Genomic DNA, 10,404 nt, shown 5'->3' with positions numbered 1-10,404 from the left:
GCTCCGGCCGGCCGGAGCCCCCGGCTTGGACGACGCGCCCGGCTTGGTGGACGGCGAACCGCGCGTGGCCGGTGGCGCACCGCGGGTGGCCTGCCCGGCCGGGGCGGTCTGTTCCGTCGACGCGGCCTCCTCGGCGGGGCCGGTACGCGCGGCCTGGCCGGCCGGCTCGGCCTCGGGCGCGGCCCGCCTGCCCCACATACCGGGACGGAGCGGCCACCGCCGCCTCGGGCGGTCGTCCTTGATGTACCGGGGCAGCTGGTGCGGCAGCGCGCCGTACCAGGCGTACGAGACGGCGAAGCCGAACGCGAGACAGATCATGCCGCCCACCGCGTCGAGCCAGAAGTGGTTCGCGGTGGCCACGATCACGATCAGGGTGGCCGTCGGGTAGAGCAGCCCGAGGATCTTCGCCCAGGGCGCCTTGGCCAGCGCGAAGATGGTCAGCCCGCACCAGAGCGACCAGCCGATGTGCATCGAGGGCATCGCCGCGTACTGGTTCGACACCGCCTTGAAGTTCCCCGACGCCATCGACCCCCACGTCTCGTGGACCTTCACGGTGTCGATGAAGTGGCCGCCCGGCATCAACCGTGGCGGCGCGAGTGGATACAGATAGTAACCGAGCAGTGCCACAGCGGTGGTCGCGAAGAGGATGAGCCTGCTGGCCGCGTAACGGCCCGGGTGGCGGCGGTAGAGCCAGACCAGCACCGCGATCGTGACGATGAAGTGCAGCGTCGCGTAGTAGTAGTTCATCGCGACGACCAGCCATGTCACCGAATTCACGGCGTGGTTGACGGCTTCCTCGAAGTTGAGGCCGAGCGTGCGCTCCACGTGCCAGATCCAGTCCGCGTTGCGCAGGGCCTCGGCCTTCTGCTCGGGCACCGCGTTACGGACCAGTGAATAGATCCAGTAACTGACCGCGATCAGCAGGATTTCGAACCAGAGACGAGGGCGTCGAGGCGATCGCATCCGGCGCAGCCGACCGGCGCGGGACACCGGGCGGGACCCGTCGGCCGTCGCACCCGCGGGGGGTGTCGGCGTGGCCGTCGTGCCTTCCGGAATCTTCACGGTCGTTTCACCCATGGAGAGAGAGTCTGCCAGATTTCCGCTCTCGACCGATCATCCCTCGGGTGGGTCCTGACCGCATGCGGTACGCCCTGAGGACGACCCCGCGACCCTTACTTCCGGCCGATTTCGCCAGGGGTCGCGCCCAGGGGTCCGGGCGCCGGACCGGAGGCGGTGGAGCCGCGAACCACCAGCTCGGGCATGAAGACGAACTCGCTGTGCGGGGCGGGCGTACCCCCGATCTCCTCAAGCAGTGTGCGGACCGCGGCCTGGCCCATCGACGGCACCGGCTTGCGGATCGTCGTCAGTGGTGGATCGGTGAACGCTATGAGCGGCGAATCGTCGAAACCGACCACGGACACATCGCGCGGCACGTCCTTGCCGAGCTGTCTGGCGGCGCGGATCGCGCCCAGCGCCATCATGTCGCTCGCGCACACCACCGCCGTACAGCCGCGCCCGATGAGCGCCGTCGTCGCCGCCTGCCCGCCCTCCAGGGTGTAGAGGGAGTGCTGGATCAGCTCCTCCGTCTCCTCGGGGCTCAGATCGAGCTGTTCGCGCACGGTGGCGCGGAAGCCCTCGATCTTGCGCAGCACGGGCACGAACCGCTTGGGTCCGACCGCGAGACCGATCCTGCGGTGGCCGAGCGAGACGAGATGGGTCACGGCCAGCCGCATCGCGGCCCGGTCGTCCGGCGAGATGAAGGGCGCCCGCACCTTCGGCGAGAAACCGTCCACAAGGACGAACGGCACACCCTGGGCGCGCAGTTGCTCGTAGCGCTGCATGTCGGCCGAGGTGTCCGCGTGCAGTCCGGAGACGAAGATGATGCCGGAGACGCCCCGGTCGACCAGCATCTCCGTCAGCTCGTCCTCGGTGGAGCCGCCGGGGGTCTGGGTGGCGAGCACGGGTGTGTAGCCCTGGCGCGTCAGAGCCTGGCCGATGACCTGGGCGAGCGCCGGGAAGATGGGGTTCTCCAGCTCCGGCGTGATCAGTCCGACGAGGCCGGCGCTGCGCCTGCGCAGCCGTACGGGGCGCTCGTAGCCGAGGACGTCGAGCGCCGCGAGTACGGATTCACGGGTGGCCGTGGCAACACCCGGCTTGCCGTTCAGTACGCGGCTGACCGTCGCTTCGCTGACCCCCGCCTGGGCTGCGATGTCGGCTAGCCGTGCGGTCATGTCAGGGGACTGTACCGGGCGGGTGCCGGAATTGCCCACCAGGTGACCGAATCGGCCACGGGCGCCCCGGGCGGGTTCCCTTGCGACGCCTTGCAGGCACACTCGTAGCAAAATCTTGCAAGACCTTGCGGGGAGGCGCCGCCGGAGCGCTCAGAGCGTTCACGCAGGGGTATCGGCCGACACGTACTGTACTTGCCAGCTCGCGCGCCCCCCGTCAAGAACCCTTGTGGCAACTGTGCGGACACGCGAATGTAACGATCAGGGTCGCTTGCAGAAATCTTCCGCAAGCTCTTTCGGCCGTCTTTCATCCTTGTTACCTTCACGTCGACCCGGCGCCGCGACGGAGCGGTACGGCAGTTGAAGGAGTTCGGATGCGACGTGGCATAACGGCCACCGCCCTGGCCGCGACCCTGGCGCTCGCGGCGACCGCCTGCGGCGGCGACGAGGAGACCGCGGCCAAGTCGGGCTCGGGAGAGCTCACGGGCACGGTCACCTGGTGGGACACCTCCACCGTGGGCAGCGAGGACAAGGTTTTCAAGAAGCTCGCCGAGGACTTCGAGGCCAAGCACAAGGGCGTCGACGTCAAGTACGTCAACGTGCCCTTCGGTGAGGCGCAGAACAAGTTCAAGAACGCCGCGGGATCCGGCTCCGGCGCGCCCGACGTGATCCGCTCCGAGGTCGCCTGGACGCCCGAGTTCGCCGACCTCGGCTACCTCGCGCCGCTGGACGGCACGGCCGCGCTGAAGGACGAGAAGGACTTCGTCCCGCAGGCCGCCGCCTCCACCAAGTACGACGGCAAGACGTACGCCGTCCCGCAGGTCATCGACTCCCTCGGCATCTTCTACAACAAGAAGCTGTTCAAGGACGCCGGGGTCGAAGTCCCCAAGACGATCGACGAGTTGAAGACCGTCTCCAAGACCATCAAGGACAAGACCGGCAAGACCGGGATGTACCTGCGCGGCGACGACGCGTACTGGTTCCTGTCGTTCCTCTACGGCGAGGGCGGCGACCTGGTCGACGCCAAGGGCAAGACCGTCACCGTCGACAGCCCGGCCGGCGTCAAGGCCATGGAGGTCGTCAAGGACCTGGTCGACTCGGGCGCCGCCAAGACCGACGCCACCGACGGCTGGGAGAACATGCAGGCCGCCTTCAAGGGCGGCGACGTCGCCATGATGATCAACGGCCCGTGGGCGATCGCCGACACCTACGCCGGACCGCAGTTCAAGGACAAGGCCAACCTGGGCGTCGCCCCGGTGCCCGCGGGATCGGCCGGCCAGGGCGCACCGCAGGGCGGTCACAACCTCGCCGTGTACGCGGGCTCCAAGAACCTGGACGCCTCCTACGCCTTCGTGGAGTACATGTCCTCCGCCGAGTCCCAGGCGAAGATCACCACCGAGCTGAACCTGCTGCCGACACGCACCTCGGTCTACTCGCAGCCGGACGTCGCGAAGAACGAGATCGTCGGCTTCTTCAAGCCCGTCGTCGACAAGGCCATCGAGCGCCCCTGGATCCCGGAGACCGGCAGCCTGTTCGCCCCGCTGGTGACCGAGTACACCAAGGTCCTCACCGGCCAGACGACCCCCGAGAAGGGCGTCAAGACGACCGGCGACTCCTACCGCAAGCTGCTCAAGGGCTGGAAGTAAGACCTCACCGACAGGAAGGAAGGCAGGCCGGCTGATGGCTGTCCACACCGGCCAGTCGGTGGCGAAGGCCGCGGGTGACCCCGAAGTCACCCGCGGCCGGAGCCGCGGCACTGGCAAACCCCCCGGCGGGCTGCGGCGTTCGCTCTCGACGCACTGGTACGCCTGGGCCATGGTCGCCCCCGTGGTGGCCGTGATCGGCGTCATCGTCGGATACCCGCTGGTCCGCGGCATCTATCTGTCGCTGACCGACGCCAACGAACGCAACGTCGAGCGGAACATCGGCGTCAACCACCTGCCCGCCACCTACGAGTTCGTCGGACTGGACAACTACGCCGACGCCCTGACGGGCGGTCAGTTCATGTCCACGCTCGGCTGGACACTGGTGTGGACGGTCTCCTGCGTCGGCCTGACCTTCGCCCTGGGCCTCGGCCTCGCGAACATCCTCAACCGCCGGATCGCGGGCCGCTCCGCCTACCGCATGATGCTCATCCTGCCGTGGGCCGTGCCGGGCTTCGTGTCCGTCTTCGCCTGGCGCTTCCTCTACAACGAGGACCGCGGCTTCCTCAACAAACTGCTCGCCGGCGGCGGATTCGACGCCGTGCCGTGGCTGAACGACCCGACCTGGGCCAAGTTCTCGGTCATCGCCGTGAACATCTGGCTCGGTGTGCCCTTCATGCTCGTGGCCCTCCTCGGCGGACTCCAGTCCATCCCGGGGGAGATGTACGAGGCCGCCGAGATGGACGGCGCCGGACCCTGGCAGCGCTTCCGGCACATCACCATGCCGGGCCTGCGGTCCGTCAGCACGACCGTGATCCTGCTCAGCACCATCTGGACGTTCAACATGTTCCCGGTGATCTTCCTGCTGACCAGAGGCGGTCCCGGCGAGGCCACCCAGATCCTGGTGACGCAGGCGTACAAGTTCTCCTTCGAGATCAGCCCACGCGACTTCGCCCTGTCGTCCACCTGGGGCGTACTGATCCTCCTCCTCCTGATGATCTTCGCCGTGGTCTACCAACGAGTCCTCCGCAAGCAGGGAGATACCTGGTGACCGCCGTGACCGAGACGCGAACGAGTACAGCGAGGGTACGGCGCAGGGGCGACCGCTCCAGGGCCGCGTCCGTGGGACTGCACGCGACCCTGATCGTGGCGTCCGTCATCGCGGTGTTCCCCGTGCTGTGGGTGCTGCTGACGTCGCTGAAGCCCGCCGCGTACGCGACGACGACGGACTTCTTCAAGGACCCGACGCTCGCCAACTACACCAAGCTGCTCCAGGACACGCCGTTCCTCACCTGGTTCGGCAACTCGCTGCTGATCGCCGGACTCACCACCGTGCTCGGCGTGTTCATCGCCGCCACCACCGGCTACGCCGTCAGCCGCTTCCGGTTCCCGGGCAAGCGCGGACTGATGTGGACCCTGCTGATCACGCAGATGTTCCCGATGGCGGTGCTCATCGTGCCGCTGTACAACATCATGTCGGACCTGGGTCTGCTCAACCAGGCCGCCGGACTGGTGATCACGTACCTCACGATCGCCGTGCCGTTCTGCGCCTGGATGATGAAGGGCTTCTTCGACACCATCCCGCGCGAGATCGACGAGTCGGGCATGGTCGACGGGCTGACCCCGTTCGGCACCTTCTGGCGGCTGATCCTCCCCCTCGCCAAGCCGGGGCTCGCGGTGACCGCGTTCTACTCCTTCGTCACCGCCTGGGGCGAGGTCGCGTACGCCTCCGCCTTCATGGTCGGCGACGAGAACCTCACGCTCGCGGGCGGACTCCAGAAGTTCGTCAACCAGTACGGCGCGCAATGGGGCCCGATGACGGCGGCGTCCGTGCTCATCGCGATACCCGCGGCGATCGTCTTCCTGTTCGCGCAGCGCCATCTGGTGACCGGTGTCTCCGCCGGCGCCGTGAAGGGCTGACGGCGCGTCAGCCCACCCCGTACGCCCGTACCACCCCCGCACCACCCGTGACGACAGCGACAGTGACAGCGGCGCCGCGCGGCCCATCCGGCCCCCGGCGCCGCTCCACCCCAGACCCCCCAGGGACGACATGACCCAGCACCTCGCTGCCCCTTCCACCGGCACGTCCGACGACGCCCCGGGCCACCGCTCCGGCTGGTGGCAGGACGCGGTGATCTACCAGGTCTATCCGCGCAGCTTCGCCGACTCCAACGGTGACGGCATGGGCGATCTCGAAGGCGTACGGAGCAGGCTGCCGTACCTGCGCGCGCTGGGTGTCGACGCCGTCTGGCTCAGCCCCTTCTACGCCTCGCCGCAGGCCGACGCGGGCTACGACGTCGCCGACTACCGCGCCATCGACCCCATGTTCGGCTCCCTCCTCGACGCGGACGCGCTGATCCGCGACGCGCACGAGCTGGACCTTCGCGTCATCGTCGACGTGGTGCCCAACCACTCGTCCGACCAGTACGACTGGTTCCGCCGCGCCCTGAAGGAGGGCCCCGGCTCCGCGCTGCGCGAGCGCTACCACTTCCGCCCCGGCAAGGGCGCGAGCGGTGAACTCCCGCCCAACGACTGGGAGTCCATCTTCGGCGGCCCCGCCTGGACCAGGACCAGCAACCCGGACGGCACCCCCGGCGAGTGGTACCTGCACCTCTTCGCGCCCGAGCAGCCCGACTTCAACTGGGACCACCCGGCCGTCGCCGACGAGTTCCGCTCCATCCTGCGGTTCTGGCTCGACATGGGCGTCGACGGCTTCCGCGTGGATGTCGCCCACGGGCTCGTCAAGGCCGCCGGGCTGCCCGACATCGGCAGCGACGGTCAGGTCAAGCTGCTGGGCAATGACGTGATGCCGTTCTTCGACCAGGACGGTGTGCACGAGATCTACCGAAGCTGGCGCACCATCCTCGACGAGTACCCCGGCGACCGGATCGCCGTCGCCGAGGCCTGGACGCCCACCGTCGAGCGCACCGCGAACTACGTACGCCCCGACGAGATGCACCAGGCGTTCAACTTCCAGTATCTGAGCACCTTCTGGGACGCCGCCGCGCTCCGCGACGTCATCGACACCTCGCTCGCCGCGATGCGCCCCGTCGGCGCGCCCACCACCTGGGTGCTCTCCAACCACGACGTCACCCGGCACAGCACCCGCTTCGCCCACCCCGTCGCCCTCGGCACCCAGCTCCGCGAGGCCGGCGACCGCGAACTCGGCCTGCGCCGGGCCCGCGCGGCGACGCTCCTGATGCTCGCCCTGCCCGGCTCCGCCTACCTCTACCAGGGCGAGGAGCTGGGACTGCCCGACGTCACCGACCTCCCCGACGAGGCCCGGCAGGACCCCTCGTACTTCCGCGCCGCCGGGCAGGACGGCTTCCGTGACGGCTGCCGGGTGCCGATCCCGTGGACCCGCGACGGTTCCTCGTACGGCTTCGGCGACGGCGGCAGCTGGCTGCCGCAGCCCAGGGGCTGGGGCGCGCTGAGCGTCGAGGCGCAGACCGGGGTGGCGGGCTCCAGCCTGGAGCTGTACCGGGCCGCCATCGCCGCCCGGCGCGCGCACCCGGGGCTCGGCGCCGGGACGTCGGTCGACTGGCAGGACGCCCCGGAGGGTGTGCTCGTCTTCGCCCGCCCCGGCTTCCTGTGCACCGTCAACACCACCGGCTCGCCCGTCCGGATCCCGGTGCGCGGCAGCCTGCTGCTGGCCTCCGGGCCCTTCACCGTGGACGGCCCCGAGGCCGAACTGCCCGCCGACACCACGGTGTGGTGGACGGTGTGACACTGCCCCTGCCCAAGTCCGGGGCGGGCGCGCCACGGCTCTCGGACATCGCGGGACAGGCATCGGTCAGCGAGGCGACGGTCAGCAGGGTGCTCAACGGCAAGCCCGGCGTCGCTGACAGCACACGCCAGCGGGTCCTCGCCGCGCTCGACATCCTCGGGTACGAGCGTCCCGTACGGCTGCGGCAGCGCAGCGCCGGGCTGATCGGTCTGGTGACCCCGGAGCTGATCAATCCGATCTTCCCGGCGTTCGCCCAGGCCGTCGAGCAGGTCCTGGCCGGGCACGGCTACACCCCGGTGCTCTGCACCCAGCTGCCGGGCGGGGCGACGGAGGACGAGCTGGTCGAGCAGCTCGTGGAGCGCGGTGTCGGCGGCATCGTCTTCCTGTCCGGGCTGCACGCGGACACCTCGGCCGACCCCTCGCGGTACAGCGCGCTCATCGACCGCGGGGTGCCGTTCGTCATGATCAACGGCTGCAACGACCGCGTCAGCGCGCCGTTCGTGTCCCTGGACGACCGGGCGGCCATGCGCATCGCCGTCGGGCATCTGGCCGACCTGGGCCACCGGCGGATCGGGCTGGCGACGGGCCCGCTGCGGTACGTGCCGTCCGCGCGCAAGCGCGAGGGCTTCGTCGACGCGCTGGGCAGCTCGCTGGGGCTCTCGCGCGAGGACGCCCAGGAGTGGGTGTGCTGCACGCTGTTCAGCGTGGAGGGCGGCCAGGTGGCGGCCGGCGCGCTGCTCGACCAGGGCTGTACGGGGATCGTCTGCGGCAGCGACATGATGGCGCTGGGTGTGGTGCGGGCGGCGCGTGAGCGCGGGCTGCGGGTCCCGCAGGACGTGTCGGTGGTGGGCTTCGACGACTCGCAGCTGATCGCCTTCACCGACCCGCCGCTCACGACGGTGCGTCAGCCCGTACAGGCGATGGCGGGGGCGGCGGTGAGCGCGCTGCTGGAGGAGATCGGCGGAAGTCCCGTGCAGCGTACGGAGTATGTGTTCCAGCCGGAGCTGGTGGTACGCGGGTCGACGGCGGGCGCACGGGTGGCCTGACCGCCGGCGCGGGTACGGCGGTGCCGGCCGACCGGTCCGGCCGGCCGGGCGCGTGGGGCCCGGTCTCGCCGGGACCTCCCGTCCGGCCGGACCGGAGCCATGAACGTACCGCCCCGCAATCTCTTGCGGAAGCTCTTGCACCGCAACGATTGCGATATTTCCCCGGTGTTACCCAGTGGTGTCCAGAGGGTTGACCGGGGCGGACCGGCCTCGTACGGTCTGGTCGCGACAGGCTTTTGCTTTCTTGCAGCAAGAACATTCAGAACCTTCAGGAGCCTTGAAGGCAGGGCGCGTTGCCATGCGAGGCCTCTCCCGTCATTTCGCACCTCCCCCCACGCAGGAGGAAAACATGGCCCGCAGAGCAACCGCCCTCGCGCTCGCCCTCGTGGCAGGCGCGGCGGCCCTCGTCGCACCCGGCAGTCCCGCCCAGGCGGCGCCACCCGGCTCGAAGGACGTCACCGCCGTCCTGTTCGAGTGGCGCTTCGACTCGGTCGCCAAGGCCTGCACCGACAGCCTCGGCCCCGCCGGGTACGGCTACGTCCAGGTGTCCCCGCCCCAGGAACACATCCAGGGCGGCCAGTGGTGGACCTCGTACCAGCCCGTCAGCTACAAGATCGCCGGCCGGCTCGGCGACCGCGCCGCCTTCCAGAACATGGTCAACACCTGCCACGCCGCCGGGGTGAAGGTCGTCGCCGACTCCGTCATCAACCACATGTCGGCGGGCAACGGCACCGGCACCGGCGGCACCTCGTACACCAAGTACGACTACCCCGGCATCTATTCGGGCGCCGACATGGACGACTGCCGCGCGCAGATCAGCAACTACGGCGACCGCGGCAACGTCCAGAACTGCGAACTCGTCGGCCTCGCCGACCTGGACACAGGTGAGGACTACGTACGCGGCCGGATCGCCACGTACCTGAACGACCTGCTCTCGCTCGGCGTCGACGGCTTCCGGATCGACGCCGCCAAGCACATGCCGGCCGCCGACCTCGCCAACATCAAGTCCAGGCTGAGCAATCCGGGCGTGTACTGGAAACAGGAGGCGATATACGGCGCCGGCGAGGCGGTCTCGCCCGCCGAGTACCTGGGCACCGGAGACGTACAGGAATTCCGGTACGGCCGAAGTCTCAAGCAGGTCTTCCTCAACGAGAACCTGGCCTATCTGAAGAACTTCGGCGAGGGCTGGGGCTTCATGGAGAGCGGCAGGTCGGCCGTCTTCGTGGACAACCACGACACCGAGCGCGGCGGCGACACCCTCAACTACAAGAACGGCGCCGCCTACACGCTGGCCAACGTCTTCATGCTGGCCTACCCCTACGGCTCGCCCGACGTGCACTCCGGCTACGAGTTCAGCGACCACGACGCCGGACCGCCCAACGGCGGCACCGTGAACGCCTGTTACCAGGGCGGCTGGAAGTGCCAGCACGCCTGGCGCGAGATCTCCTCCATGGTCGGCTTCCGCAACGCGGCGCGCGGCCAGGGGGTCACCGACTGGTGGGACAACGGCGGCGACCAGATCGCCTTCGGGCGCGGCTCCAAGGCGTACGTCGCCATCAACTACACCGGCTCCGCGCTCAGCCGCACCTTCCAGACGTCGCTGCCCGCCGGTGACTACTGCGACGTCCAGAGCGGCAACGGCGTCACCGTCAACGGCTCCGGCCAGTTCACGGCCACCCTCGGCGCCAACACGGCGGTCGCCCTGCACGCCGGGGCCCGCACCTGCGGCGGGGGAGGCAACCCGCCGCAGGTGCGGGCCC

Annotated in this window: 8 protein-coding genes; 6 read left to right on the top strand and 2 right to left on the bottom strand. The window is 69.5% G+C overall.

Annotated features, from left to right (window positions below):
- Together BHU15_RS26160 and BHU15_RS26155 are read right to left on the bottom strand one after the other, a co-directional pair.
- Window positions 1-1,077, bottom strand: a 1,077-nt coding sequence (locus tag BHU15_RS26160) for a phosphatase PAP2 family protein (protein WP_438284984.1), incomplete at its 3' end; no start/stop codon positions are given.
- A gap of 95 nt (window positions 1,078-1,172) precedes the next feature.
- Entirely contained in the window at window positions 1,173-2,231 is a 1,059-nt protein-coding gene (locus tag BHU15_RS26155; protein ID WP_069629437.1) for a LacI family DNA-binding transcriptional regulator, read from the bottom strand.
- Between the two features lie 371 nt (window positions 2,232-2,602).
- On the opposite strand from BHU15_RS26155, the gene BHU15_RS26150 reads away from it, so the two are divergent.
- The 6 genes from BHU15_RS26150 to BHU15_RS26125 form a co-directional block, all read left to right on the top strand.
- Window positions 2,603-3,874 (top strand): extracellular solute-binding protein, encoded by a 1,272-nt coding sequence (locus tag BHU15_RS26150; RefSeq protein WP_069629436.1) that lies wholly within the window; start codon window positions 2,603-2,605, stop codon window positions 3,872-3,874.
- 34 nt (window positions 3,875-3,908) lie between these two features.
- Window positions 3,909-4,922, top strand: a complete 1,014-nt coding sequence (locus BHU15_RS26145) for a carbohydrate ABC transporter permease (protein WP_023542213.1) — start codon at window positions 3,909-3,911, stop codon at window positions 4,920-4,922.
- A complete protein-coding gene (locus BHU15_RS26140; protein WP_069629438.1) occupies window positions 4,916-5,791 on the top strand; it encodes a sugar ABC transporter permease in 876 nt (291 codons plus the stop codon). The genes BHU15_RS26145 and BHU15_RS26140 overlap by 7 nt, the downstream gene beginning before the upstream one ends.
- Window positions 5,792-5,921: 130 nt before the next feature.
- Window positions 5,922-7,598, top strand: a complete 1,677-nt coding sequence (locus BHU15_RS26135) for a glycoside hydrolase family 13 protein (protein ID WP_069629435.1) — start codon at window positions 5,922-5,924, stop codon at window positions 7,596-7,598.
- Complete coding sequence (locus tag BHU15_RS26130; RefSeq protein ID WP_069629434.1) at window positions 7,583-8,644, top strand: LacI family DNA-binding transcriptional regulator; 1,062 nt, start codon at window positions 7,583-7,585, stop codon at window positions 8,642-8,644. The genes BHU15_RS26135 and BHU15_RS26130 overlap by 16 nt, the downstream gene beginning before the upstream one ends.
- A gap of 349 nt (window positions 8,645-8,993) precedes the next feature.
- The coding region (locus BHU15_RS26125) for an alpha-amylase (protein ID WP_069629433.1) at window positions 8,994-10,404 on the top strand (1,411 nt) is incomplete at its 3' end.

It is taken from the genome of Streptomyces niveus, from assembly GCF_001723055.1.
Taxonomy (GTDB): domain Bacteria; phylum Actinomycetota; class Actinomycetes; order Streptomycetales; family Streptomycetaceae; genus Streptomyces; species Streptomyces niveus.
The sequence above is the reverse complement of the archived record's forward strand: the minus strand, read 5'-3'. Positions and strand labels throughout refer to the sequence as shown.

Excerpts from the sequence above, each read along its gene's own strand:
- BHU15_RS26135 (WP_069629435.1), top strand. The coding sequence starts at position 5,922 with ATGACCCAGCACCTCGCTGCCCCTTCCACCGGCACGTCCGACGACGCC.
- BHU15_RS26155 (WP_069629437.1), bottom strand. The coding sequence starts at position 2,231 with ATGACCGCACGGCTAGCCGACATCGCAGCCCAGGCGGGGGTCAGCGAA.
- BHU15_RS26150 (WP_069629436.1), top strand. The coding sequence starts at position 2,603 with ATGCGACGTGGCATAACGGCCACCGCCCTGGCCGCGACCCTGGCGCTC.
- BHU15_RS26145 (WP_023542213.1), top strand. The coding sequence starts at position 3,909 with ATGGCTGTCCACACCGGCCAGTCGGTGGCGAAGGCCGCGGGTGACCCC.